The 26,538-nt window shown below is 53.5% G+C and carries 15 protein-coding genes; 11 read left to right on the forward strand and 4 right to left on the reverse strand.

Translation table 11 applies throughout. The features are described 5' to 3' along the window. Positions 1–219 precede the first annotated feature (219 nt). The 6 genes from CRO74_RS18620 to CRO74_RS18645 all read left to right on the forward strand — a co-directional run bounded on the left by CRO74_RS18620 (position 220) and on the right by CRO74_RS18645 (position 9,223). Positions 220–762, forward strand: a complete 543-nt coding sequence (locus tag CRO74_RS18620) for an RNA polymerase sigma factor (RefSeq protein ID WP_097127789.1) — start codon at positions 220–222, stop codon at positions 760–762. Positions 763–991: 229 nt separating this feature from the next. Further along, on the forward strand, positions 992–1,189 hold the full coding sequence (locus tag CRO74_RS18625) for a hypothetical protein (protein ID WP_097127791.1): 198 nt from the start codon (positions 992–994) through the stop codon (positions 1,187–1,189). Positions 1,190–1,269: 80 nt separating this feature from the next. Beyond that, the gene (locus tag CRO74_RS18630) at positions 1,270–4,683 is read left to right on the forward strand and encodes a SusC/RagA family TonB-linked outer membrane protein (RefSeq protein WP_097127792.1); all 3,414 of its coding nucleotides are present in this window, start codon (positions 1,270–1,272) and stop codon (positions 4,681–4,683) included. Positions 4,684–4,704: 21 nt separating this feature from the next. After that, on the forward strand, positions 4,705–6,348 hold the full coding sequence (locus CRO74_RS18635) for a SusD/RagB family nutrient-binding outer membrane lipoprotein (RefSeq protein WP_097127794.1): 1,644 nt from the start codon (positions 4,705–4,707) through the stop codon (positions 6,346–6,348). A 127-nt stretch (positions 6,349–6,475) separates the two neighbouring features. After that, a complete protein-coding gene (locus CRO74_RS18640; protein WP_097127796.1) occupies positions 6,476–7,747 on the forward strand; it encodes a hypothetical protein in 1,272 nt (423 codons plus the stop codon). A 102-nt stretch (positions 7,748–7,849) separates the two neighbouring features. Then, positions 7,850–9,223, forward strand: coding sequence for a PhoPQ-activated pathogenicity-related family protein (locus CRO74_RS18645; RefSeq protein ID WP_097127797.1), 1,374 nt, complete (start codon positions 7,850–7,852; stop codon positions 9,221–9,223). 252 nt (positions 9,224–9,475) lie between these two features. Here the strand turns inward: CRO74_RS18645 and CRO74_RS18650 are convergent, their stop codons facing one another. Beyond that, positions 9,476–10,552 carry a M48 family metalloprotease gene (locus CRO74_RS18650; protein ID WP_097127799.1) on the reverse strand — a complete coding sequence of 359 codons (1,077 nt, stop codon included), beginning with the start codon at positions 10,550–10,552 and terminating at the stop codon, positions 9,476–9,478. Positions 10,553–10,718: 166 nt separating this feature from the next. Here CRO74_RS18650 and CRO74_RS18655 point away from each other — a divergent pair, with 166 nt between their 5' ends. Then, a complete protein-coding gene (locus CRO74_RS18655) occupies positions 10,719–11,705 on the forward strand; it encodes an aldo/keto reductase (protein ID WP_097127800.1) in 987 nt (328 codons plus the stop codon). A 160-nt stretch (positions 11,706–11,865) separates the two neighbouring features. On the opposite strand, the gene CRO74_RS18660 is transcribed toward CRO74_RS18655, so the two are convergent. The 3 genes from CRO74_RS18660 to CRO74_RS18670 all read right to left on the reverse strand — a co-directional run bounded on the left by CRO74_RS18660 (position 11,866) and on the right by CRO74_RS18670 (position 14,415). Further along, positions 11,866–12,888 carry a WD40/YVTN/BNR-like repeat-containing protein gene (locus CRO74_RS18660; RefSeq protein WP_097127802.1) on the reverse strand — a complete coding sequence of 341 codons (1,023 nt, stop codon included), beginning with the start codon at positions 12,886–12,888 and terminating at the stop codon, positions 11,866–11,868. Positions 12,889–12,952: 64 nt separating this feature from the next. Then, positions 12,953–13,462, reverse strand: coding sequence for a hypothetical protein (locus tag CRO74_RS18665; protein WP_097127804.1), 510 nt, complete (start codon positions 13,460–13,462; stop codon positions 12,953–12,955). A gap of 152 nt (positions 13,463–13,614) precedes the next feature. Then, positions 13,615–14,415, reverse strand: a complete 801-nt coding sequence (locus CRO74_RS18670) for a Rossmann-like and DUF2520 domain-containing protein (RefSeq protein ID WP_097127805.1) — start codon at positions 14,413–14,415, stop codon at positions 13,615–13,617. A gap of 202 nt (positions 14,416–14,617) precedes the next feature. On the opposite strand from CRO74_RS18670, the gene CRO74_RS18675 reads away from it, so the two are divergent. From CRO74_RS18675 to CRO74_RS18690, 4 genes are all read left to right on the forward strand, one after another. Then, positions 14,618–16,144, forward strand: a complete 1,527-nt coding sequence (locus CRO74_RS18675; RefSeq protein ID WP_097127806.1) for a cellulose synthase family protein — start codon at positions 14,618–14,620, stop codon at positions 16,142–16,144. Positions 16,145–16,408: 264 nt separating this feature from the next. Then, on the forward strand, positions 16,409–24,031 hold the full coding sequence (gene sov, locus CRO74_RS18680; RefSeq protein WP_097127808.1) for a T9SS outer membrane translocon Sov/SprA: 7,623 nt from the start codon (positions 16,409–16,411) through the stop codon (positions 24,029–24,031). 117 nt (positions 24,032–24,148) lie between these two features. Beyond that, positions 24,149–25,303 (forward strand): BamA/TamA family outer membrane protein, encoded by a 1,155-nt coding sequence (locus CRO74_RS18685; protein ID WP_097127809.1) that lies wholly within the window; start codon positions 24,149–24,151, stop codon positions 25,301–25,303. A gap of 100 nt (positions 25,304–25,403) precedes the next feature. Next, a complete protein-coding gene (locus CRO74_RS18690) occupies positions 25,404–26,480 on the forward strand; it encodes an aldo/keto reductase (protein WP_097128680.1) in 1,077 nt (358 codons plus the stop codon). Positions 26,481–26,538: the final 58 nt, after the last annotated feature.

The raw sequence follows: 26,538 nt of genomic DNA on the forward strand, positions 1-26,538 counted from the left end.
CGAAGATTAATTGAAATATCGTAATCTATATTTGTTTCGAAGATTGGGAGAGGGCCAAATTATATTTGGCTATGTGGAGGTATGAGAACGAGAGGTTGCTATTTTTTGCTCAATTGTATAAGAATTATTTGGTAAATGATCCAAATTATATTTGGATATATGTCGAAATTATAGTGAAAAATTCGTAATCCCTAGTTTACCTAACCGCAACCCTTCCATATGACAAGCAACTATCCTATTGAATCCATCCTCGGCAGCGTCATTCAGGGTGATCAGGCTGCCTTTGCAAAGCTTTATCGGCACTACCGCACTCCAGCCCTCAAATTCTGTTTTTATCTGGTGAAAGACCAGGAAGAGGCTGAGAACATGATTCATGATCTTTTTATCAAAATCTGGGAGCGACGCACCCAAATCAACCCAACCCTGAATTTTAACTCCTACTTGTTTACCTGCCTTCGAAACATGGCGTTCGATTACCTGAAGCAGGTCGAAAAAAGCCAGCTCCTCCGGCAGCGTTACATGGAACAGATGGAGAGCGTTCCGGAAGAACCCGACGATCAGGAAGCCCGCATTCAGTTGCTCGAAGTAGCGATCAACTCCCTTTCCGAAAAACGAAAAATGATTCTGCTCATGAATGTCGAGGGGGGTAAATCCTATCAGGAGATTGCGGAGATGCTGCGCATTTCCAAAAATACCGTCAAAAATCAACTCGTAAAAGCCAAGCAGCTCCTGCGCGAAAAGCTCGATTTCGCCCTTTATTAATCATCTGTACGCCAAGTTGTGAACTAATGGCTTGGTCGTGTTAGCGATCACCCTGCACCTTGTGTTACCTATATAGATGTCGGTTAGCCTGTTTTTGGCTGGAATTCGCGGGTGCCTGCCGGGACATGCGAAGGGCCGGTCTGCTCGTTGAAAAAATAAGTGGCCTAGGGATAGTCCTTTATATGACGTTGTCCGTATTATAGGCAAACCCGCTAACGGTTACGATACAATGTCAACGGCTGACAGTAACTATCTGATCCAACAACTGCTCCGTAGCCAACTAACGAGAACAGAACTGGACGAATTCCTGGCTGGGCTGCATGATGAAGACGACGTCCGGGTGTATTCGGAGGTACTGGAAGCTTTCTTTATCGAACTACTGAAACAACACAAGCAGCAGCCTGAACCTGATCCGCAGGCTGACTAAGAAATACCCCTTCAACCCGTACTTATCCAAAACCCGTTTTTAACCCTTTGTATTTACTGACTATTTATAACTGAACACGCATGAAACCATTTTCTACTTTTCAGTTGATTTTGAGGCAAACCCTAACCATCGCTCTGCTGATGGGAGTTTGCGCTCTGCACACGTTGGCCGTTGGGTCGGCTACGGGCAAGCCGCCCAGAACGATTACCGGGAGCGTTACTCTGGGCACTAACAACCAGTCGGTGGCGGGTGTCAATATCCTGGTAAAAGGTACCCAGCTTGGCACCGTCACCGACCAGCGGGGTAATTACGCCATTACCGTAAGCACCGACAATGCGGTGCTCGTCTATTCATTTATCGGCTACAAAACGCAGGAGATTACGGTCGGTAACCGGTCGGTTATTGATGTGGCGCTGGTTGAGAACAACGAGGTGCTGGGCGAAGTCGTGGTTACGGCTCTGGGTATCAAGCGCGAAGCTCGCTCATTGGGGTATGCCGTTGGGGAGGTGCAGGGCAAAGACCTGAGCCGGGTAGCGCAGGAAAACGTACTGAACTCGCTGGCGGGCCGTGTGCCGGGCGTTCAGATCAGCTCAACCGGGCCGTCGGGTTCGTCGGTGAGCATGATCATTCGCGGGGCCAAATCCCTCAATACTGACAACCAGCCGCTGTTTGTGGTCGATGGGGTACCGGTCGCCAACTCGCTCAACAATGTTAGTCAGATTGGTAACGATAACCGCGTCGATTACGGAAACGCCATTTCCGACATTAACCCCGACGATGTGGAGAACATATCCATCCTGAAAGGCCCCAGCGCGGCTGCCCTGTATGGCTCACGGGCGGCTAACGGCGTGGTGCTGATCACGACCAAAAGCGGATCAAAATCGCAGAAGATGACGGTGTCGGTTTCGTCGAACACCGTTTTCGACCAGCCTTACCGATACCTGAAAATGGGCTCACAGTTTGCCACCGGTATTTTGCCGTTTACGCCGGAAAATAATCCGTATCCGGGGGGTATTCTCCAAATCGACGAGAGTTCGGCAGGTGGGGTTGGTCCCGAACTGGACAAAGGATATAACGCCATTCAATGGAACAGCCCCACAGGCCCCGACGGCAAGAAAATTCCGACGCCCCTGGTGTCGCACCCGAACAACATTCGTGACTTTGTTAGAACTGGTATTACGAGCACCAACGGCGTATCCATCGCCAACAATTCGGAGAAGGTCACTTACCGGTTGTCTTATTCCAACATGAATAGCCGGGGTATTGTGCCGAACTCCGATCTGTTCAAGAACACGCTGGCGATCAACACATCGGTGCGGGTCAATGATAAACTGACGCTGAGCACCAACCTGGACTTCAGCCGGAGTAATTCCAACAACCGGCCCGCCGGCGAACGGGGCACCAACCCGCTGCAATGGGCATATGGCGTCGGCTCACACATCGACATCAACGAGTTGCGGGATTACTGGGTGCCCGGTAAAGAAGGACTGCAACAGAAGTCGCAAAGTATCGGCAACTACAACAACCCGTACTTTCTGGCTTATGAGGTCAACAACAGCTTCGTTCGCGACCGGGTGTTTGGCAACCTCAAAGCCGAATGGCAGCTTACGCCCGAGATTAAACTGATGGGCCGCTACGCGCTCGATACCTACTCGGAGCAGCGGGAAACCAAAATTGCCAAGAGCTATACCGGCGAACCCAACGGGGCCTACGGGCTGATCAACCTCAAACGCTACGAGCGAAATGCCGACTTCCTGGCCACCTACACCAAGCGGTTCAATGCGCTGAGCGTTGTGGTATCGGCAGGCGGAAACAACCGGTATTCGCAGTCATCGGATCTGAGCACGAGCAGTCGGAACGGTGCGGGATTGGTTATTCCGGGTCTGTACACCATCCAGAACATCGCGCCAAACAACCTTCAGTATAACAATTACCTGTACAAAAAGGCCATTTACAGCGTTTACGGAATGGCCAATCTGGGCTTTAAGGACATGATCTACCTGGACCTGACCGCCCGCAACGATTGGTCAAGTACCCTACCGGTCGATAATCGTTCGTACTTCTATCCATCGGCTTCGCTGAGTGTGCTGCTCAACGAAATGATCCATATGCCCAACAGCGTCGATCTGTTCAAGCTTCGGGGCGGTATTGCGCAGGTGGGTAACGATGCCAATCCGTACAGCCTGTTTGCTACTCTGGGCGATGCCGGTGCCTGGAATGGCGTGACCCGCCTGTCCAAATCGGGGGGTATTCTGCTGCCCAATCTGAAGCCGGAGATCGCTACATCCTACGAAGTGGGTATCGACTACAACATGTTCCGGAACCGGCTCCGGTTCTCGGGAACGTACTACACCTCCGAAAACCGGAACCAGATTCTGCCTTCGCAAATTGCTCCGTCGTCGGGCTTTACTACCAAGAGCATCAACGCCGGTCTGCTCGAAAGCCGGGGTGTTGAACTCTCGCTGGGCGGTACGCTGGTTGAAAAAGGAGGCCTGCGCTGGGACCTGACCACAAACTACACCAAAAACACGACCCGCATCAAAGAACTGGCGGAGAGCATACCGTACTATACCTTGTGGACCGATGCCAAAGGCGGTGCCTGGACGTACGTGGGCGATAAAGTGGGCGACATTTACGATGCGGAGATCATTACCGTAACCGACAAAAACTCTCCTTATTTCGGCTATCCTATTCTGGACAACGACGGTTCCTGGCAGAGCAGGAGTGCGTCAACATCCAAGAACAAAATCGGCAACTTCAACCCCAACTTCATCCTGGGCGCACAGAGTTCGCTCTCGTATAAAGGCTTCACGCTCAACCTATCCCTCGACTGGCGGTCGGGTGGCGATTTCGTATCGCAGACGTACCGCTATATGGAATCGGATCTGCGTTCGCAGCGGTTTCTGGACAACCTGATCAATCCCGGCGGCCGTACCGGCGATGCGCTTCGTAACTGGCTGGTCGAGAATGCCGATCAGTACATCAAGATTCAGGGAAACAACTTCCCGATTGTGGGCGGCCCAACCAGTGCATACGGCGGGTATCCCTTTGAATTTGGCGGTAAAACCTATGCCTATGGCGTGTTCAATCCGGGCGTACTGGCTCAGTATGACGATAAAGGCAACATAATTGGCTATACCGAAAATCTGGGTGGTGCCGATACCAAAATTATTCCTTATGGGGATAACTACCCCTGGAGCTTTACCCGGGCGGCTACTTTCGATGCCTCGTTTGTTAAACTTCGGGAGATCTCGCTGGGCTACGACCTGCCCGCCAAATTCGTTAAATCCATTGGCTTGCAGAACGCCAGTTTCTCAGTCTACAGCCGCAACATCATTCTCTGGACCGCTGCCAAGATCAATGTCGATCCCGAAATGGCTTTCCAGCCCCAGTCCAGTCCGCAGGCGGGTACCCAGTTCAAACAGGGGATTGAACGCTATAACGTAACCCCCTGGGTTATTCCGGTTGGTTTCAAACTTGGCCTCACGTTCTAAGCACGTCAAAACTAGTTAGCCATGAAAAATATCCTGAAAAAGAACACTGTCTGCCTGGTTCTGTTTGTGTCTTTCCTGTTTTCCTGCAAAGACCTGAGCCAGTTGAATATAAACCCGAACGGCGTACAGCCCGAAACGGTCAACCCGAACCTGATTCTGCCCACCGTGCTCACCGAGACCGGGAAGGCGTTCGTAAACCTTGGCTTTCAGGACATTGCCGGGGTGGTTCAGCACACGCAGAAAGATGCCTGGTTTAACGGGCACAACGATTACGACTGGGGGGGCGACCAAAGCTGGACCCCTTACTACGACCTGCTCCGCAACAATGACCTGCTCTACCAGCGGTCGGTTACGCTCAATATGGAATTTCAGCAGGGGGTGGCGCTGGTCATGAAATCCATGATCTTTGGCCTCATCACCGACCTGTGGGGTGATGCGCCGTACACCAATGCGCTGAAAGGCGAAGCGGGTGGGGCAGATTACATAACGCCAAAATTTGACGATCAGGCCACGATTTACGCGGGCATTCTGGCCGATCTGGACAAAGCCAGCACTTTATTGTCGAAACCCAAAACGGCCTACTCCAGTATTGTGGAAAGTGCCGATGTGTATTACGGGGGCGATCCGACGAAGTGGCAAAAGCTGGCCAATTCGCTCAAGCTCCGCTACCTGATGCGCATTTCGGCCAAACAGCCCGATATAGCCAAAGCCGGTATTGAGAAAATCGTTGCTAATCCGGCTCAATTCCCGATTATCGACGATGCTTCGGCCGATGCTACTATGGCGTTTGTGGGTAATAACTCGGGCGATGCCTGGCCATCGAACACGGTATTTGACATCAGCGGCAGCAACTACCGCCGGATAAAAATGTGTACGACCCTTCTCAAACCCATGCAGGCAACGAACGACCCACGGCTCGCTATCTGGGCGAAGAAGGTAGAGATTCCGCTCTCGGTCGATGCCACAATGCCCGCCGGTACGGACAAGATTATGAACGGGGTGCGGTATCTGTCGCCGGATAAAGTTGGATCAACGCCCGTCGATACCGACCCGAATTACGTAGGGCTTCCCCCCAGTGTATCGCAGCTGCCATCGGGTTATAACTTCAATCCAACGCCGGGCCAGACCTCGGTCAACCCGCACGTTTCGTACCTGAACGAGATTTATACCCAGGCCAAAGGCCCGCTATTGAAAGCCCGGCTGATGTCGGCGGCTGAAGTGCGGTTCATTCTAGCCGAAGCTGCCCTGAAAGGCTGGGTCGCCGGGGATGCCAAAACGCAGTACGAAGCCGGGGTGAGAGCATCGCTCACCACCTGGGGTGTTGGTAGCAGTTACGCTACATTCATTACCCAGAAAGGTGTCGCTTACGAAGGTACACTGGCGCAGATTATCGGTCAGAAATGGATTGCGAGCTGGACAAATGGTACGGAGGCATGGTTCGACTACCGGCGTACCGGTTTACCGGCCTTGTCGGCGGGTGTTGCGGCTAAGCGGAAAGCACTGCCGCTGCGGTTTTACTACATGCGCGATGAGCTGAACCTCAACAAAGCCAATGCCGGAGCCGCCGTCGATAAACTGGAGGTAACCGCCAACTCCCAGTCCGACGGCAAAAACAGCGCCTGGTCGAAACCGTGGCTGGTTCAGGGAACCGGTAAACCCTGGTAGAGTTTTGTTTTGTAGGGGACCGCATCCTGCTGTCCAGCCGTCAGGCTAAAAATTTTCCATTAATTGCAATTTTAGCCTGACGGCTGGACAGCAGGATGCGGTCCCCTACAATAGTGCTTTGCCCTACATGAAAAAAATCGCCGTTGCGCTCATTATTTTCGGATTAACGGTCGTTTCCGTTTCCGCTCAGGTCTTTAAGGCAGGGGCGGCCGTTCGGCTGATTACCCCGAGTCCTCTGCTGCCCGTTTCCGGCGGAATTGGTACGCCCAAAAAAGCGGTCGAGGCAAAAGGGGAGTTGTTCGTCCGGGCCTGTGTTTTTGAACGGGGTGGCACACGCGTTGCCATCGTTAGCGTCGATAACCTGGGCTGGCCGTCGGTCCTGGGGAATAAATCGAGGGCGCTCATTAAGGGAATCCCGCCCGAAAATGTCCTGATCGGTGCTACGCATACCCACAGTGGACCGGATGCCTATGGCTTCCCTAACGAGAAAGGAGAGTCTTTTGCCGACCTTCCGTATCTGGACAAGTGCGTACACGCCATTGCCGATGCCGTCAACGAAGCGCTGGCAACGGCCAGTCCGGCCACCCTGAAAATTGCCGTTGGCGATGCCAAAGGACAGATCGCCTACAACTATTACGCCCCTGCTTTGTACGACCCTCGCTGCGGGGTTATACAGGCCATTGCCACCTCCGGCACAAATGCCGGTAAGCCCATTGTAACGCTGGTGAACTACGCCATTCACCCAGAGGTGATCGGCTCGGACCGGGGTATCCTTAGCCCGGATTTGTGCGGCCCGCTTTGTCAGCGAATCGAGTCGAAAGCGGGGGGCGTGGCCCTGTTCATGAACGGCGCTCAGGGCGGCATGGTCACCGCCGACAACCGAAGAGAAAACGGCAAAGAAGCCAACACCTGGGAGGAGTGTACCCGCATCGGCGAACTGCTGGCCGACGAAGCCCTGCGTATTGTAACCCCCGCTGAGCCACAAGCGAACCCAACTTTATTCTGTACCACCCGTAACGTAACCTTTCCCATCGAGTCGGAGGTGATGAAGTACATCGTCAAAAACTCACTGTTGAAGTACCCCGTAGCCGCCGGGGATAAGGTAGTGGCTCAGGTAAACCTTCTCAATCTTGGCAGCGCGCAGATACTCACCATTCCCGGCGAAGCCTTGCCCAACATCGGGTATTACCTGAAACGACACATGCACGCCAGTGTACCTTTGTTATTCGGCCTGACCAACGACGCCTTTGGGTATATGCTCACCAAAGTAGACTTCAACAGTTTTAAACGCTATGAGTACATCAGCCGAACGAGCCTTGGCGAAAACACGGCGGAGATTTATATGGACGAAGCCCTGAAACTAATTGCTGACTCGCCCAAGGCAGACGGCTATAAATAGCGTAAATGCCCTGTCCGTTCAGAATGACCAACTCGCATTACTGACTAACTTCCTAAACCCTGTCTCCCGCTCCTGTAAAGGGGTGGGAGAACCTTTTACTCCATGAAACTAAATCGATTCAAAACCCTTGCCCTCGCCGGTCTCCTTGGTGTCAGCGCCCTTTTTTCGTTCGAACTGCCCGAACCCGCCGACGTCATCACCCCGGCCACTGCGCTGGAGAGCTACCTGAAAAATGGCGATCAGTCGTCCAAGTGGGAAGTGAAAGACACCTATACTTATGGCGACATTACGGCCTATGAGGTGATGCTTACTTCCCAGAAATGGCGTGAACACCTCTGGAAACACCAGCTAACCGTCATGGTGCCGAAAGAAGTTACCCAGGACGGAGCTTTGCTGTTTATTACGGGCGGGTCTCTCAAAGAAGGCGAACCCAGATGGAACGGCCGCGAGGATGGATTCAACCGGGCCATGAGTACACTGGCTACGAAAAACAAGGCCATCGTGGCCGTACTTCGGCAAACGCCCAACCAGCCGCTGTACGATAATCTGACGGAAGACGCTCTGATCTCGTACACCCTGCACCAGTTTAAAAAAGACGGGGATTACTCCTGGCCGCTGCTTTTCCCGATGACGAAAAGCGCCGTTCGGGCCATGGACGCCGTGCAGGAACTGGCCAAACAGACGCTGCACAAAGACGTTAACCGCTTCGTGGTTTCGGGGGCCTCCAAGCGTGGCTGGACCACCTGGCTAACGGGAGCCAGCGACAAACGCGTTGCGGCCATTGCGCCCATGGTTATCGATGTGCTGAACATGCCCGTCAATCTGGATTACCAGATGAAGGTCTGGAATAAGTATAGCGAACAGATCGAAGACTACGTGAAAATTGGTATTCCGCAAACGGTACACAGCAAGGAAGGGGCGGCTATCAACCAGATGATCGACCCTTATTCGTACCGCAAGAAGCTAACCATGCCGAAAATACTCATTATGGGCACCAACGATGAATACTGGACGGTCGATGCCGTGAAACACTACATTGGCCAGATTCCGGGCGAGAATCATATTCATTACGTACCTAATGTAGGGCATGATCTGGGCGATAAACGGCAGGCGCTGGAAGCCCTGAACGCGTTCTTCGGAACGACCCTGAATCGCCAACCGTACCCGGCCTGCCAGTGGACCGTGACAACCACCAAAACAGGGGTGAACCTGACCGTAAAAGCCACCGCCGATCTGCTCGAAGACGCCGTTATCTGGTCGGCGAATTCAACGGATATGGTTTTTCAGGACGAGAAATGGGAGGGCAAAAACCTGGGTGTCAAAAACAAAGGAGCTGTGACACTAACCGACATGTATCCGGCATCGGGCTTCCGGGCGTTCTACGTCGATCTGAAGTACAAATCCCCGACGGGCGGCACCTACACGGAAAGTACCCGTATGTTCGTAACCGATAACGACGAGATTTTCCTGAACTAACGATCTTGCCGTCTTTCTTTAAAAACGGTCAACCCGAACCTTAGTTGCCTACCTCTTTTCATAGTGCATGCATGAATTCGGGTTCACGCCGTGAAATCGAGTTCATGTCGTGAAGTCGGGTTCTCAAACCCGAATTTGGTAGGTTTCTCAAAACCTACTGACTAATGATCCGGTAGGTTTTGAGAAACCTACCAAAAGTCAGGTTTGAGAACCTGACTCCACACCTTTAAAACCAGCCAGCCCGTTCGGTTTTCACTGAACGGGCTGGCCGTTTTTGAAGGTCGCTTCAACCTTGTCGCCATCGGCGAAATAGTAGATGCCTTTGCCGTTGGGCATGTTATTCTTGAACCAGCCCGCATATTTATCACCGTTGCGGTAGTAATAAACGCCATAGTCGGAGCGGAGGTTATCGCGGAAATTGCCCTTGTACTTTACTTTGCCGTCGGCGTAATATTCTATTCCTTCGCCGTGTTTGTCGCCCTCTTCAAACTCGCCCGCGTAGCGCTCACGGGTTGGGTAAACGAATACGCCCGTACCATCTTCGCAATCGCCCGACACACAACCAACAGTTGTCCGATTGCCGGACGGCTGGCTCGGTGCTTTGGTAGGTGTCACAACCGGGCGGGCTGCGGCCACGCTACCCGATGACGTATTGATAGGTTTGGGGGCCATGGCCGTTGGCGTTTTTATGACCGTTCGGCTTTTGGGGTACATGGCTTCTGCCTCCAGCCATCCTTTCCGAATGGCCTCTACACGGGCCGGTTTGGCAGGGTGCGTCGAGGTAGCGTGCTCATCGCCGAGTGCCCGAACGGCCACGGTGGCGTCTTCCAGCGATGCGCCTAACTGGTGTAGCACAAATCCCGAAAACTTGTCGGCTTCAATTTCCTTTATGGGTTGCCCACCCCGACCGTCGATGGTGTGACCCTGCAAATGGTGCCCGATCTCGTGCGCCATGATGCTGATCGCCGACCAGTCCGTTTCGGTTTCCTCTTCGATCTGCGCCATGAACGCGCCATCGTAGACAATAAACCGCTGGCCTTTCAGCACGGTGGCAAAGCAGTTGTCGGTGTTGGAGCATTCAATGACTTTGAAGTTCCGCATCAGGCCGATGGGTTTCAGGATTCGGTCAACGACGTTTTCGGCGTGGCGGTTTGAGGAGGTCGTAGGCGAGCAGATAACGTCTGGACTTACCTTGCCGCCGGTATAGCTGCAAATGAAGGCACCGGAAGCAAACGGCAGGGTCGTTGTGGGTGTTTGGGCAAACAAGGGTACGGCAAAGGCCGTTGTCAGGAAAACAGAGGATAAAGCTAAAGCCGCTCTCACAGGCATAACCGGGTAGGGGTTAATCGTTCAACACGGCAGAATAACGAAAAAAAGTCGGCCGCTATTTTAGGTACCAGAGGAGAAAGTTTTCTGAAATAGTTGCCAAAAAGGTATCTGGTGAGTGTTACCCGTTGCGGCTATTTGCTGAACTTGCCTGTAAAACCCGCAGATCATGAAATACAGAAAACTTGGTAATACAGCTGTTGAGCTATCGGCCATCGGGCTGGGCTGCATGGGCATGAATCATGCTTATGGTGAACCGAATGATGAAGAATCTATAGCTACCCTCGAAAAAGCCCTCGACATAGGTATTAATTTCTGGGATACCGCCGATGCCTACGCCAATGGGAAAAATGAAGAGCTGGTGTCGAAAGTGCTGGTCCCGAATCGTAACAAAATCTTCATTGCCACCAAGTTCGGCTTTCGTGCCGATGCCAACGGGAAACTGACGGAGTTCGATGGGTCACCGGCTTATGTGAAAACAGCCGTGGAAGCCAGCCTGAAACGACTGCGAACCGACGTGATCGACCTGTATTACGCCCATCGAATTGATCCCAATGTTCCCGTTGAGGACATGGTTGGGGCCATGGTCGATCTGGTGAAGGAAGGCAAAGTGCGCTACCTCGGGTTATCCGAAGCATCGGCCAATTCCATTCGCCGGGCCAACACCGTCCATCCGATCAGCGCGCTCCAGAGTGAATATTCGCTGCTCACGCGGGAGGTTGAAACGGAAATTCTGCCGCTTTGTAAAGAACTGGGCGTCTCCTTTGTGCCGTTTAGTCCGCTGGCGCGCGGGCTGATAACCAACGCGCTGGATGTGAATGAACTAGCGGCAACGGATTTTCGGAAGACGCTGCCCCGGTATCAGAAAGAGTACGAAGAGAACAATAGAAATCTGGCGCAGGGCTTTGCTGAAATCGCGGAGAACAAAGGTTGTACACCCGCTCAGTTGGCGTTGGCCTGGGTGTTGGCGCAGGGCGAAAACATTACTCCCATTCCGGGTACCAAACGCAGAAAATACCTGCTCGATAATGCCGGAGCGGTGGACGTTGCGCTAACGACCCACGACGTTGCCGCTATCGAAACCCTGCTGGCAACCTACCCGAACACCGGCAACCGCTATAACGAAGCGAACTTCAAGTTTGTGGATCGGAATTAACGGGTGTGGCAGCGTGTACCGCGTTGGGCATAGTCTATGACTATGTCCGGGTGTTATCCGGTCTCTGACCGGTTTGTCCGACAGGCCTCGCTCACCGGTCAGAGACCGGATAACGCACTGACATATCACAGACTATGCCGAACCTGAGACGACGCCTGGCTTACTTAAACCGCTGCACCGCCACTTTTCCTTTGGCGCCCACGGCGTAACAGGTGCCTTTGGCGCAGGCTACGGAATGAAAGCCGTCGGTGTCGAGTCGTTGCCAAGTCTGGCCCTGATCGGCGGAGAGGCTCGTGCCGGAAGGGCCTACGGTGAGTAACCGGTCGCCCGGAAGCAGGGCAACGGCTTCTTTAAGGCCGGGCGGGTCGGTGGGGGTGAGCAACTGCCAGGTTTGCCCGCCATCGCGCGTGATGGCCGCATTTGGTCCGGGCAATTGTTCCTGCTTGTAATTTCCCCCAACAACAACCCCGATTTTGTTCGTGAAAAAACGCATACCGAATAGCCCCGTCGCTTCAGCCGCCGGGAGCGGGGTATTACTGACCGCCCAGGTACGTCCCCGGTCGGCAGATCGGAACACCCGCCCGAACGTACCACCACCCGACGCAATCCAGACATTTCGCTTGCCCTGCACCACCAGACTGGTACCACTGGCGGCAAAGGCGGCTTCGTTCGGTTCCATCAGGGGTAGGCTTGCTGGTGAAACCGGTTGCCAGGTTTTGCCTCCGTCGTCGGTGGTGAGCATGAACCACTTACCGTCGATGGGGTCGCTGAAAACGAGGCCGTGCTGCTCGTCCCAGAAGTCGATGCCATCGAAAAATACCCCTTTTTGCTGGGTTTGGTAGAGCAGTGTCCAGTGCTGCCCGGCATCGGTCGTTTTATAGATACGGGCCTGGCCCTGTTCGGCGGGTCCGGCACTCATGAGGTAGGCCGTTTGAGCATCAATGGCCTGCACATCCCGAAAGTCGCAGGCTTGGGCATCGGGCACGGTGCCGGTTTGCCAGGTTTTTCCGCCGTCGGCGGTGCGGACGAAGGTACCTTTGGTGCCGCCAAGCCAGGCGATGTCCGGGCTGGCAACGCTAACCGCCCGGAAACTGGCATCGGTCGTTACGGCTTGTGGTTGCCATTGCGAAAAAGCGGGCAGCGTCAGCAAAAAGCTGGAGATACTAAGAATGAGGTGTTTCATCGGAAGTGTATTGGCGGCAAAATGGCAAAAAATAGGGTGAAAGCCAATCCATCCGATTGGGTGGTTAGGGCGTTGTCGGGCGTGGAAGTGGGCTGGTTTGCTGCGTCTGGGCTTTCAGTCGGTCAATTTCATCAGCCTGACTGGCGGCTTTGAAATAATAGTAAAGACCAAGAATCAAAAATACTTTCGAGAGAATAAAGATGGCGATAAAGGCGGTACGCCAGTACTTATGCACTCGTATATGCGTGTTGTCTACCTCAACATGCACATAAGACGGCTCCCTCTTTTCGGATTCGGTCGATTGCGGTTCCGTATAGGTATGGGCCGGTTCTTCCCATTTTTGTACCTCTGTCTGGCTGATGCGCAGCTCAATCTTTTCCCGGATATCGGGTGGGGGAGGCACGGCATTTCGCAGGAAATACTCTTCCATACTGGCTTCCAGTTCATTTAATTCGGCCAGTACATCCGCATCTGTGGAGAGAAGCTTCTCGACTTCTTCCTTTTCTTTCTCCGTAGTTGACCCCAACAGATACGCTTCCAGAATACCACTTCTTAAATACTGATAGGTCTTCACGGTACATGCGATTAAGACGAACGAAGGTACTTAAAATACGGGTAAATCGCTTCTAATACGCTTGTAAGGGACATTTGTAACCTTTTAGTGCTGGTTTTCGACAGGCACCTTATAGAGAACCAGATCGAAGATCAGCCGAAAGTTATGGTTGATTACTGACGATACTGATGCTGAATACTTTGCGTGAGTAGCTGGTAAATTTCGAAGAGCTTCGGCTGATTGCTGAGGTAAGTCAAATGAGTGTCTATAGTAGTCAGGTCACCACGGCGGGCGGGGCCTGTCTGCACATCGGCAGGGTCAGGAGCGGCCAGCCCTTTTCGAAAAGTTTCGCCGATGATGGGCCTGAGCAGATCGAAATCCAGCCCGTCCTGAACGGTGAGGTCGTGGGCGAGCGTCAGCAGGTGGTTGGTGAAGTTACAGGCAAAAACAGCGGCTACGTGCAGCGTCCGGCGTTCTTCGGAGGTGATGATGTACACAATATCGCTGATGTCCTGACCTAGTTGAACCAGTATCTCTTCCGTTACGCTGTCGCCCGATTCGATACAGAGTGGAATTTCGTCGAACACCATGAACGACTGCCCTTTGCTGAACGTCTGGAGCGGATAGAAAACGCCCGTCAGGACCGGCACATCACTGTAAACAGCCATCCACTGCTCCAGCGAGGCCAGCGTACGGGCTCCCGCTGTATGAACCAGAATGGCATCTTCCGGTAAAACCAGTTGCGAACAGACCGGTTCGAGGGCATCGTCGGGGATGGCCAGTATGAATAATTTCGATGGACTGTCGGCGAAGTTCAACTCCGAATGCGTATGCGCGTCGTATAAATTACTGACCAGCTGACGGGCGTGCTGTAGTTGTCGGCTGTAAACCTCATTGATGTGATGGCCAGCATTTTCGAGCGCCGGGGCAAGGTGCCAGGCAAGATTACCGGCACCGATAAACGAAATTTCCATGTTCAAGTATAGGCTATTTTACGGGAATCTGAGTTTGATGGCCAACTGCCAGACCGGAAATTTAGTGAACAAATCCCGCGACACAGCCTAATTAGGACCTCCATTTACTAACCATTTAGGCTCTTATCCAGTTACTCCTTAGCTTAGTCTACTAGAATATTAGATTATTAGCACATGGTACTATCGTCTCGTCTTCGTCAATATGGAAATTCTGGTCCTGATACTATACGCAATGGCATTACTCCTGTTGTTCGTATATAACTGTGGTCAATTAAGTCTGATAATCATTTATTTGCGTTCAGAAAAGAAGCGCCGGGCAATGGCTCAATCGCCGGTCAATTATTCGCCGGAAACGCTGCCCCGGCTAACCGTTCAATTACCCATTTACAATGAATTGTACGTCGTTGAGCGGTTGATTGACGCCGTTGTGCTGCTCAAATACCCAAAAGAAAAGCTCGATATTCAGCTGCTGGACGACTCGACGGATGAAACTGTCTCCATTGTGGCCCGAAAAGTGGCCGAATACAAACAGCAGGGATTCGATATCGAACACATCCGTCGGCCGGAGCGGAAAGGGTTTAAAGCCGGAGCCCTCGCGTATGGGCTCACCCTGGCCAAAGGAGAGTTTGTCGCTATTTTCGACGCCGATTTTGTACCGGACCCCGAGTTCCTGCTGAAAACGGTGCCGCACTTTTCCGATCCGAAAGTGGCTATTGTTCAAACCCGCTGGGAACACCTGAACGAAGACTTCTCGCTGATCACGCAGTTGCAGGCGTTCGGGCTGAATGCCCATTTTACGGTCGAGCAAAGCGGACGTTATGCCGCCGGACTACTGGCTAACTTCAACGGTACTGGTGGCGTCTGGCGCAAAGTGGCCATTGCCGATGCCGGTGGCTGGCAAAGCGATACCCTGACGGAAGACCTGGACCTGAGCTACCGGGCGCAGCTGCGGGGCTGGAAGTTTGTATACCGGGAAGATGTGGGTTCGCCCGCCGAGTTACCCGTGGCCATGAATGCCCTCAAGTCGCAGCAGTACCGCTGGATGAAAGGGGCCGCCGAATGCGCCCGCAAGCTGTTTGTGAACGTTCTGAAAACGCCGGGCGTCTCCCTGTCGATGAAGCTGCACGCGTTTTTTCATCTTTTCAGTAGTGCCACCTTTATTCTGGTGCTGATTCTGGGGGTTATGAGCGTGCCCCTCATTTACATTCGCAGCCAGCACCCGGAGTGGGAATGGGTGTTTGTGGTCATCAACCTGTTTCAGTTCAACCTGCTGATCCTGATCACCTTTTACGGCATACCCGTGTGGTTTTTGAAAGGCGCGAACAAAGCCCGGCTGGCCTGGTACTTTCCTATGTATTCGTCCCTGATGATGGGCTTGTCGCTGCACAATACCATTGCGGTGATTGAAGGGTACATGGGCCGTAAGACGCCTTTTGTCCGGACACCCAAGTTTAATGTAAAAACGGCCGCCGATAGCTGGGCCGCTAACAAATACATCAGTCGCCGGATTAGCTGGCTGACTATTGCGGAAGGGTTTCTGGCTTTGTACTTCTTCTTTGGTCTTGGGCTGGCTGTTTACCTACAGGATTTTCGGATGTTTTTTCTCCATATCATGCTGATGGTGGGCTTTGGCATGGTTGCCATTTATTCGCTGATTCAGGCTGTAAGGCGCTCATCGCCAGTACATGTCTTGCCCTTGACCGGCGTGGTGGTTAAGGAGTCTCATTAAGTGTTTTTAAATTCTGGCCTGGTAATTGTAGGGCGTTAAGTGACAGGTGCGGAGTGCTTCACGAACGAAAAATATTTTAAATCGTTGTGACACTTATTCGTATGCCATTCGCTTAATGCCTACTTTTGTTATATAGATATGCTATACCGAAAGAAAACCGCTATATAAAAAATCTGTCATTCAATTAGACGATTGGGCCAATTTTGGCCGTTTGATAGAAGAACGTCCCATACGCTACAAATTCTGAACTATAAAGTACCCTCAATGGTGAACCCTTACTTTGTTCACACGTCTGTCGTTAGCCACTTAATTCCCGCTGTCACCAGGCTCCTGTTTGTTCCGAACGGGTGGCTTATGATGGGATGCTGGTTGCTTGTGGGGCTGGGTGTGAGTTTAGGACAGGAACAGCCCGCCACGACACCCGCCCGACGCGGAGCGGCTAACCGACGGCAACAGGCCGCAGCCGATTCGGCCCGTGCCAATGCTCGTCGCCGGGCAATTATACGCGCCGATTCGGCTAAACAGGCCATTCAGGAACGTAATGATAGTATCCGTTCGTTACGAAGCGCCAACCGGCGGCCAACCGTTAACTGGCCCGATCGACGTGCCTCCCGGTTCTCGGAGCGGTCATCTAAATCACCATTTATTCTTCGCGATCCCAAAGGCGTTTCGACCGATTTCCGGTTAGGCCCCGATGGCGACATTGCCGTTACGGAGCGGGTACGGTCGGGGGTATCGCTGTCCGGAGCGCCCATGAGCAACACGGCTACCAGCTCCGCGCCGGTTGTGGGTACCGCCGTGCAGGGGGCTATTCTGCCGCCTTCCCAATTTGGCCTGCCGTACCGACCCGGCGAAACGATTCCCTTTTCAACCTACAATCAGCTTCAGAACCAGCGGGTCGAGCAAAATATCTGGCGTGAATACAGTGCCAAACGTGATGGGCAGAGTGCGCTGAGCGGCCGGGGACTAGTGCCTAAGCTCGAACTGCCGCCCGTTATCGACCGGCTTTTTGGCGGTAGTCAGGTCGACTTCAAGCCCAATGGGTTCGTAACCCTCGATTTTGGCTATCTGTACCAATTCATCGACAATCCGGTCCTTCCCGTTCGGCAGCGCCGTAATGGCAACTTCCTGTTCAATGAGCAGATCAGCATAAATTTCAACGGTAAGATCGGCGAAAAACTGGGCGTACTGGCCAATTTCGATACCAAAGCCAGTTTCAACTTTGAGAACGCCCTCAAACTTAATTACCGGCCGGGTGGTGGACTACCCGCTTTGGGCACCGGACAGGGGTTGCCGGGAATGCCTAACCTGCCCAGTGTTCCGAACCTGCCCGGTACACCAAACTTGCCGGGGATGCCAGGGATGCCCGATGCACCGGGAATGAACGGGTCGATACCCAATTTTACACCCCAGAACGAAAGTATCCTGCAAGGGCTGGAAGTCGGTAACATCAGCTGGGCGGTCAATAGTCAGTTGATTCCGGGCGTACAAAACCTGTTCGGTATAAAAACCCAACTGCGGTTTGGGAAACTGAACGCCACGCTGGTAGCTTCCCAGCAGCGGTCGCGGAAGAACGAGATCGTGCTGCGGGGAGGAACGTCGAGCCGTCCGTTCGAGATCCGGGCTGATCAGTACGACGAAAATCGACACTTTTTTCTGTCGCAGTTTTTCCGGGCCAACTACGAATCGTCGTTAAAAACATTACCTCAGGTAACCTCCGGGGTGAACGTGACGCGTGTTGAAGTGTACGTGACGAACCGAACAAATACTACCGAATCCCTGCGGAATATCGCTGGTTTTCAGGATTTGGGCGAAGGCAACCCCTACGCGCAGAATAACCCGAATCTGCCGCCCTTCTCGCGCAACAACCGAACCCCGACCGACAACGCAACCAACAGTCTGTATAACCGACTGACGGCCAATACGGCCAACCCATTTCGACAGGTAGACCGGACCAATGAGATTCTGACGGGCACCTACGCACTTAACAAAGGAACCGACTACGACCTGCTTCGGGGCGCCAAACGCCTGACCGACCGGGAGTACAAACTCCAGCCCGAACTGGGGTATATCTCACTGGTAACGCCCCTGCGCAACGACGAGATTCTGGCCGTTGCCTACGAGTATACCTACCAGGGTCGACGTTATAAGGTAGGTGAACTGACCGAAGATTATCAGGCCCGACGGGACGATGAGGTGCTGGTACTGAAACTGCTGAAGTCGGCCACGCTCCGGAATAATCTCCAGTTGCCGATGTGGAACCTGATGATGAAGAACATCTATTCCCTCAACACGGCACAAATTACGCGTCAGGGATTCCAGTTGCGGGTTATTTACAAAGATGACCTCACGGGTATCGACAACCCCAACCTCCAGGAAGGACCGATTCAAAACATACCGCTGGTGCAGGTGTTCGGCATGGACCGGCTTAATCAGCAGCTGGACGCCCAGCCCGATGGGAACTTCGACTACGTCGAGAACATCACCATTGACAGTCGGTACGGGAAGATCATTTTTCCAACGCTGGAGCCATTTGGCGCTTATCTGGCTACTAAACTGGGCAACGACGCAATTTTACGGTCCAAGTATGTATTCGATCAGCTGTACCGAACTACCCAGACCGACGCTCAGCAAATTGCGGAGAAGAATAAGTTTTTCCTGAAAGGCTCTTTTCAGTCGGGCAATGGTGCCGATGTACAGTTGCCGTATGGCGTCAATGAGCAGTCGGTAACGGTAACGGCGGGCGGTGTGCCGCTGGTAGCTGGTCAGGATTACGTGCTCGAAGCGCAGATTGGCCGGTTGCGGATTATCAACGAGAGCGTGACCAATTCCGGTCGAGAAATTAGGATTAGCTACGAACAACCCGATCTGTTCCAGAACCAGATTCGCACCCTGCTTGGTACCCGGCTGGATTACGCCATCAACAGAGACATTAGTATTGGGCTGACGGCCATGCACATGAAAGAGACGCCCGCCGGTTTTCTGACCCGCGTGGCCCTTGGCAACGAGCCCGTCAATAACACCATTCTGGGCGTTAACGCCAACATCCGTAAAGACGCCCCCGGCCTGACGCGCCTGCTCGATGCCCTGCCGGGCGTGCAGACCAAGGAACCGTCGGCCATTCAGCTCAATGCCGAAGTAGCGCAGTTGTTTCCCGGTACGAACCCAAAGGCGCGGAATGAAAGTTATCTGGACGATTTTGAAGCGGCACGCACCATCTTCGATCTGACCCGCCAGCCAACGCGCTGGCGATTGGGGGCTACTCCCCAGCAGTTTCCGCAGGGCTCCTTTGCCGATCCGCTGCCGTATGCGTATAACCGCGCCCGTATGTCGGTATATACGGTTGATCCCAGTATTTTTGGCTCGACGGGTACGCTGGGCGTAGCCTCGAACATTGACCTGGAGGATGTAAATGGCCACGTTTACGAGCGCCCTTTCCTGCCGCAGGATTTGTTTCCGGGCCGTTCGGCGCGGGTGGTTCAGTTGCCTGAAAGTATTCTCGACGTTTCGTACTTCCCGGCCGAGCGGGGGATGTATAACTACAATACCAACCTGGATGCCGCCGGTCGGCTGCCGAATCCAAGACAGAACTTCGGGGCGGTAACGCGGGCTATTGCCTCGGACATTGATTTTGACAACGCCAACATCGAGAACGTAACCTTCTGGCTGATGGACCCCTTCGTGCCCGGTGAGGCCGGTAAAGTACGGGGCAGCAACGACGATACCAAAAACATAAACAACACCACAGGCGGTAAGCTGGTCTTTAACCTCGGCGACATTTCGGAAGATGTCATCAAAGACGGTCGGTACGAGTTCGAGAATGGTTTCCCGGCCAGTGCCGATACCGCAAATAACCCACGAATCGGGGGCGTTCAGACAACCAGTTGGGGAAAAGCACCGACGCAGCAGTTTGTGACGAACGCGTTTCAGAGTGGTGTCCGCGAACGGCAGGATATTGGTCTGGACGGATTAAGCAGCCAGCCCACTATTCCGGATGGCGTGACGTCCGAACAGCAGTTTTTTCAGAACTATCTACGGACTATTCAAACACGCGTAACCGACCCGGCGGTACTGGCTGATATTCAGCAAGACCCCTCCGGCGATGATTTTAAATTCTATCTGGGCGAAGAGGCCGATCGGCAGAAATACATTGTGGCACGGTACAAGTGGTTCATGGGCATGGAGAATAACTCGCCCGAAAATACCAGCACCAACCAGTTCCTGACCCCCGCATCGTCTACATTGCCCGATATCGAAGACCTGAACATCGACAATACCGTCAACGACAATGAAGCCTATTACGAGTACGAGATAGATTTGCGGCCCGGTCGGCTGGAAGTAGGTCAACGATACATTGTGGATAAGGTATCGGTACCGACAAAAGGGGCGCCGGGGGGCGTTGTTACCTGGTATCAGTTCCGGATTCCGATTCGCGAGCCGCTCCGCAAAGTGGGCAGCATCAACGGCTTTAAGTCGATGCGTTTCATGCGGATGTACCTGACGGATTTTGCCGAACCGGTCGTGCTGCGGTTTGCCCAGTTGCAGATGGAGGCCAACCAGTACCGTAAGTATACCGGCGATCTGACCCAGCGCGGTTTGCAGGAAGTGCCCGAGCCCTACGACGCCAACTTTACGGTGTCGACGGTGAACGTGGAAGAAAACAGCAGCACCCAGACAAGCGCACAAGGGGGCGATAAATACATTTACTCCGTACCGCCGGGCTATGTTCGCGACCGGGATTATACCCAACCGAACGTCGTTGAACTCAACGAGCAGTCGATGCGCCTGAGCGTAACCAACCTACGCGATGGCGATTCGCGCGGAGCATTCCGGAACACTAATTTGAACTTGCTGTTCCGGGAGCGGCTCAAAATGTTCGTACACATGCACAACCCGGACAACGAAAGCGGGCAGGTGTCTACCTTCATTCGGGTGGGAACGGACTACACGGACAACTACTACGAAATTGAAATACCCGATCTGGTAGCTACCCCTTCCGGTAATCAGCCTGCCGAGGTAGTCTGGCCGACCGCTAATGAACTGGATCTGGCGCTGGATGAACTCATTAATCTGAAAGCCAACCGAAACCGCTTGTACACCCGCCGAACGTCGCTCCCGTACTCGGAGCGATCGGCAAATAACCGCTACATACTAACGGTAGTTGGTAGTCCCGATTTAAGTTCGGTGCAGTCGATTATGATTGGCGTTCGCAACCCCAAGAAGGAAGGAGACGGCGAACGACCCAAATCATTCACGGTCTGGGTCGATGAACTGCGGGCCTATGGCTACGACCAGCACGCGGGTATGGCCGCCATTGGGTCGCTGAACATGAAACTGGCCGACATTGGTACGCTGACAGCCTCCGGCCGAATCACGACCTTTGGGTTCGGTGGGGTACAAACGCGCATTGGCGAGCGAGCTCTCGAAACAACCGCTGAATTTGGCTTCTCGTCGGCGCTGGCCGTCGACAAGTTCCTGCCTGCCAGCTGGGGACTTCGTATTCCGCTCTACGTAAACTACGACCACCGCAACGTGGACCCGCATTTTGACCCGCTGGACCCCGATACACCGCTGGAAACGTCGCTGTCGACAAAAGCAGAGTCGGACCGGGATAGCTACCGCCAACTGGTGCAGGATAACACCACCCGCCGGGGGTACAATTTCTCGAACGTCAGGAAGGTAAAGACCAACCCGGAGTCCAAATCGCACTTCTGGGATTTCGAAAACTTTGCGTTTACCTATGCCTTTACGGATGCCAAGCGGACCAATATCCTGACGCAGGAATACCTCCAGCAACAGACGCGCGGGGGCATTGCCTATACCTACAGCGGTCAACCGAAAGCGTTTGAGCCTTTCCGTAACAAAGCGTCTTTCGAAGCGCCGTACCTGCGCTGGCTCAAGGATTTTAACCTGACGTTACTGCCTACGCTGGTGTCAATTCGCACCGATCTGGACCGGAGTTTCGTTAAAACGCAGCTTCGCTCCTCGGATTTAACAACCAATGGCATTATACCGCAGTACGAAAAGTATTTCCTGTTCAACCGGTATTACGACCTTACCTGGAACCTCACGCGCAGCCTGGTACTGACCTATCATGCCCAGGCCAACGCCATTATTGACGAACCGGCGGGCGATATCAATACCCAGGCCAAGCGGGATTCCATCCTGTCCAGCCTGAAGAACCTCGGACGGATGAAGAACTTCGTGCAGGACATCCGCGCCACGTATCGACTGCCGCTGGACAAAATACCGCTACTCGACTGGATTGCCGCCGATGCCGTGTATGGCGTTGGGTACCAGTTTCAGGCCAACTCCTATGGCGTGGTCGATTCGCTGGGTGTACCCTTTGGCAACGTTATCCGCAACAACCGGGAGCGGGGCATTACCGGACGGGTCGATTTGATTCGTTTGTACAACAAAATCCGGTACCTGCGTTTCGCCAATACTCCGTCGCCCATTCGTAAGAATTTTGCCCGTAACCCCGGCGACATCGAGGATGTTGTTCGGAGTGAAAACACGGTGCTGAAAAACTTTACACGGGCTTTGCTGACGGTTCGGGGGATCAACTTCTCGTACACGCAGCAGGAGTCTACCATTCTGCCAGGCTTTTTGCCAACGCCAAAACTGTTTGGCGTCAGCCCTGAGAATGCACCGGGGCTTGGGTTTGTGCTCGGTAGTCAGGACCCGAACATTGCGTACAAAGCAGCCGACAAAGGCTGGCTTTCGCCCAGCACGGTACTCAATACGGCTTTCCAGCAAAACATCACCCGGAAGTTTACGGCCAACACGACGCTGGAGCCTTTTAAAGATTTTAGGATGCAGATTAACTGGCGGCTGGACCGAACGGATGCCTATCAGGAATACTTCCGCCCGGGGGCGCAGGGTGGGCCGTTCGAAACCTATTCGCCGGTTCGTAACGGACAGTTCAGCATGTCGTTCTGGTCGTTCCGAACGGCGTTCGAAGGGTTGCGTGGGGATAATACCTCGCCCATTTTCGACCGTTTTGAGGAATATCGGGCCATTTTTATTGAGAAGTTGACAAAAGCCAATGCCGAAGGCGTGGTGAAGGGAGAATACACTAAAACATCGCAGGATGTGCTGATCCCCGCGTTCTTTGCCGCTTATAGCGGACAGCCGGTTGATAAAGCCCAGCTGTCGCCGTTCTACAATTTCCCTTTACCAAACTGGACAATTGCCTACAATGGTTTGTCGGGGCTGGGTATTATCCGGAAACAGTTCAGTGCGTTTACCATCAACCATAGCTATTCGTCGACCTATAGCGTCGGGAACTTCATCTCGAATCTGGACTATACGGCGGCTTACGTCAACCTGGCCGTGCAGGGTTACCCAATGGCAGCGGCCATCAATCAGTTGGGGCAGTACGTGCCGGTGTTTGCGATGAGTACCATCACCATGTCGGAGAAATTCCAGCCGCTGATTGGCGTGCAGTTTCAGACAAAGAGCCGCATCAGCGGGCGTCTGGAATATAACCAGAGCCGCGATGTAGCGCTGAATCTGTCGAACTCGCAGGTGGCTGAACTGAGCAACAAAGACCTGACGGCTTCGATAGGCTTCACCCGGCAGAATGTGCGCATCCCGTTCCTGATCAATGGGGCCGTTAAGCGGTTGAAAAACGATCTGACGTTCTCCTGCAACCTGACCCTGCGCGATACGCGGGCCATTCAGCGAAAACTGGATGCCGAGCAGATTATTACGGCCGGTAACGTGAACTTCCAGCTTCGTCCGCAGGTCAGTTACATCGTTAACCGGCGGTTGAACTTCAACTTCTATTTCGACCGTACGTTCAACGACCCACTCGTATCGAACTCCTTCCGGCGGGCTACTACCTCGGGCGGTATCCAGGTGAAGTTCAATCTGGCGGAGTAAGGCTGGGGTCATTAGACCGGTTGTACCCCCAAAAATGCCGCCGATGTAGTAAAACGGGGCTCTTTAGAACACATTTTGCCCGTATTGGTTTTCTGATAAACGCTAGGCGCTGGAAACGTGGCAGGGAAACAAGTTGCAGGTTGTCTGATAGGCATTTTGCTGGCCGTGTGTCCGGTCCTGGCTCAGCAGCATATACCAAAATTTGCCCAGCGTGGACTTGGCCGGTTCATCTATCAAACCCTGAACGACACCTCGTCGACAGCTTCCTCGCGGGTGCTTGTTTTTCCGACGGCGGGCTACGCGCCCGAAACCAGCCTGGAAATCGGTGTACGGGCCTTCTCCCTGTATTACGCCAAAGACGACACGCTGGTGAACCGATTGAGCGAAATCGTATTGTACGGTTTTGTGACCCTGCGTGGCCAGTTTGGTGCCCAGCTCGAAAATGCGGTATACACCGATAAGAATACCTATTACCTGCTGGGACGGGCCCGGTATCAGCAATTTCCGCTATTATACTACGGCATCGGTCCCAATTCCAAACGGGCTAACCCATCGTTAGTCAATTCCAGTTACGTACAGTTTCGGCAGCGGGCACTGCGAAAAGTGGTTGGAAACCTTTATGCCGGACCGGAAGTCGACTTCCAGAGCTTGCAGGGTGTTTCATTTGAACATACCGATCTAGCTGCTGCTGAACTGCCGTTGGGAGGGCGCGGGTCTACGACGCTGGAACTGGGGGTTACGTTGGTTTATGACAATCGGAAAAACATCCTGAATGTGCGGAAGGGCGCTTTTTTTGAAGCGGCTGTCCTGCGCAACGTCCTGCGGACCGAAAATTTCGGGTTTCAGCGTATTCTGTTCGACGGACGGCTGTACCGGCCGCTGGGTACCCGAAACCGGGTGCTGGCCCTACAGGCAACGGGTATGTTCATAAACGGTGATGTACCGTTCAATAGTCTGGCCCTGTTGGGGGGCGAAAATACCATGCGGGGCTATTACCTCGGCCGTTACCGCGACAAAAACCTGCTGGCAGCGCAGGCTGAACTGCGCTGGCTACCTTTTGTCTTCAGCCGACGCTGGGGCGGCACGTTATTTGGTGGTGTAGGTACCGTTGCCCCAACTGTCAGTGAGGTACAGCTCAACCGGGTTCGGTGGGCGGTTGGGGGCGGGGTGCGTTTCCTGTTTTTCCAGAAGAAAGACGTGTACCTTCGTGCCGATCTGGGCATTACGCGTGAAGGTACCGGCATCTACTTCTCACTGGGCGAGGCCTTCTAATTTCAGTAGAAGGGTATTCCCGTCTCGTTGGGTCATAGGTTATGCCGGGCATTAACATTCCGGGATGTTACCGGTTGATGTAAGCAAACAAATAAACCACATGAAATACAACCAACTTGGCAGTACCGGCGTACTCGTCTCCGAAATCTGCCTCGGCACCATGACATTTGGCGGCAACGGCTACTGGAAAGCCATGGGCGAACTTCAACAGGATGCCGTCAACGACATTATAAAAACCGCCGTCGATAACGGCATAAATTTTATCGACACCGCCAACGTGTACTCCTTCGGCGAGTCGGAACGGCTGCTCGGGCAGTCGATCAAATCCCTCGGTCTGTCGCGCCATGAACTCGTAATTGCTACAAAAGTAAGGGGCCGCATGGGTGAAGGAAAAAATCAGGTGGGCCTGGGCCGTTTGCAGATTATGCAGCAGCTGGACGACAGCCTCAAACGCCTGCAACTGGATCATGTCGACCTGTACCAGATTCACGGATTTGACCCCATCACGCCCCTGGAAGAAACCATGCGCGGGCTGGAAGATGTGGTCAGGAGCGGTAAGGTGCGCTACATTGGCTGCTCGAATCTGGCGGCCTGGCAGGTCATGAAAGCCAATGGTATTGCAGACAAGTACGGCTGGACGAAGTTTATTTCTACCCAGAACTACTACTCCATTGCCGGTCGTGACCTCGAAAACGAGATCGTGCCCATGGTGCAGGATCAGCACATGGCGATTTTACCGTGGAGCCCGCTGGCGGGTGGTTTTCTGTCCGGTAAATACACTCGAACCAATAAACCGGAAGATGGGTCACGGCGACTCAACTTTGACTTCCCGCCCGTTAATCAGGAACATGCCTACGAGATTATTGAGGTGATGCAGTCCATTGCCGAAGCCCATCGCGAAGACGGATCGGGGGTATCGGTTGCCCGGATTGCGCTGGCGTGGGTACTGGCAAAAACCGGAGTTACCAGTGTAATTATCGGTGCCAAAAACACGGATCAACTGCTGGACAACATCAAAGCCGTTGATATACGCTTAACGACGGAGCAGCTTCAACAACTCGACGAAGTCAGTGCCAAACCCAAGCCGTATCCGCAATGGATGATCGAACGACAGGGTAACGATCGGCTGGGGGCATCTAATTTCTCCCCGAACCAATCGGCGGTAGCTGCCAAATGATTGACTATCAGTAAAATCCTGCTGCCGGGCAGAACGTCCGGGGTGGTATCGCTTGCAA

Source organism: Spirosoma fluviale, assembly GCF_900230225.1.
GTDB classification, from domain to species: Bacteria; Bacteroidota; Bacteroidia; order Cytophagales; family Spirosomataceae; genus Spirosoma; species Spirosoma fluviale.

Bases quoted from the DNA above. Each gene is read 5' to 3' on its own strand.
- CRO74_RS18640 (WP_097127796.1), top strand. From the start codon at position 6,476: ATGAAAAAAATCGCCGTTGCGCTCATTATTTTCGGATTAACGGTCGTT.
- CRO74_RS18690 (WP_097128680.1), top strand. From the start codon at position 25,404: ATGAAATACAACCAACTTGGCAGTACCGGCGTACTCGTCTCCGAAATC.
- CRO74_RS18675 (WP_097127806.1), top strand. From the start codon at position 14,618: ATGGAAATTCTGGTCCTGATACTATACGCAATGGCATTACTCCTGTTG.
- CRO74_RS18660 (WP_097127802.1), bottom strand. From the start codon at position 12,888: ATGAAACACCTCATTCTTAGTATCTCCAGCTTTTTGCTGACGCTGCCC.
- CRO74_RS18620 (WP_097127789.1), top strand. From the start codon at position 220: ATGACAAGCAACTATCCTATTGAATCCATCCTCGGCAGCGTCATTCAG.
- CRO74_RS18645 (WP_097127797.1), top strand. From the start codon at position 7,850: ATGAAACTAAATCGATTCAAAACCCTTGCCCTCGCCGGTCTCCTTGGT.
- CRO74_RS18670 (WP_097127805.1), bottom strand. From the start codon at position 14,415: ATGGAAATTTCGTTTATCGGTGCCGGTAATCTTGCCTGGCACCTTGCC.
- CRO74_RS18650 (WP_097127799.1), bottom strand. From the start codon at position 10,552: ATGCCTGTGAGAGCGGCTTTAGCTTTATCCTCTGTTTTCCTGACAACG.
- CRO74_RS18655 (WP_097127800.1), top strand. From the start codon at position 10,719: ATGAAATACAGAAAACTTGGTAATACAGCTGTTGAGCTATCGGCCATC.
- CRO74_RS18635 (WP_097127794.1), top strand. From the start codon at position 4,705: ATGAAAAATATCCTGAAAAAGAACACTGTCTGCCTGGTTCTGTTTGTG.
- CRO74_RS18625 (WP_097127791.1), top strand. From the start codon at position 992: ATGTCAACGGCTGACAGTAACTATCTGATCCAACAACTGCTCCGTAGC.
- sov (WP_097127808.1), top strand. From the start codon at position 16,409: ATGGTGAACCCTTACTTTGTTCACACGTCTGTCGTTAGCCACTTAATT.
- CRO74_RS18630 (WP_097127792.1), top strand. From the start codon at position 1,270: ATGAAACCATTTTCTACTTTTCAGTTGATTTTGAGGCAAACCCTAACC.